Here is a 489-nt window from a genome sequence, read left to right as displayed (position 1 = left end):
ACACTTAATTTGGGAGATACCCCTCCGTCTTTCTACATTAAGTTCACTAAATTACTCTTCAAAGCTTCCGTTATTCCTATGCAGTTCACCCAAATAAAAGAAACTTGTCTTTATGTGAGCGACCTTGAAAAAACCAGAGCTTTCTATTCAGAACAACTGGGTCTGGAAATAATTTCATTTGTCGAAAGTAGTCATGTATTTTTTCGGGCCGGCAGCTCCGTGCTACTCTGCTTTCTACCGGAAGTATCCGCTACAAAAAATACGCCACCGCCACACTACGCCGAAGGCAAGCAGCATATCGCCTTTGAAGCACCGGCAGGGCACTATAATGCCCTGCTTCGTGCCATTCAGGAAAGAGATATCAACGTGTACCACCACGAAACCTGGCCCGGAGGCGCTCGCTCTTTTTACTTCGACGACCCCGACGGGCACGTACTGGAAGTAGTGGAGCAAGGCATGTGGGATCCCAACTAAGTACCTTCCGCTAAC

General features: G+C 47.4%; 1 protein-coding gene. It reads left to right on the top strand.

Annotation, left to right across the window (positions count from 1 at the left end):
* Positions 1-474, top strand: a 474-nt coding sequence (locus tag ACLD7X_RS18575) for a VOC family protein (protein ID WP_411425157.1), incomplete at its 5' end; no start/stop codon positions are given.
* Positions 475-489: the final 15 nt, after the last annotated feature.

This window comes from Aphanothece microscopica RSMan92, assembly GCF_046613545.2.
GTDB lineage: Bacteria > Cyanobacteriota > Cyanobacteriia > PCC-6307 > Cyanobiaceae > NIES-981.
The sequence above is the reverse complement of the archived record's forward strand: the minus strand, read 5'-3'. Positions and strand labels throughout refer to the sequence as shown.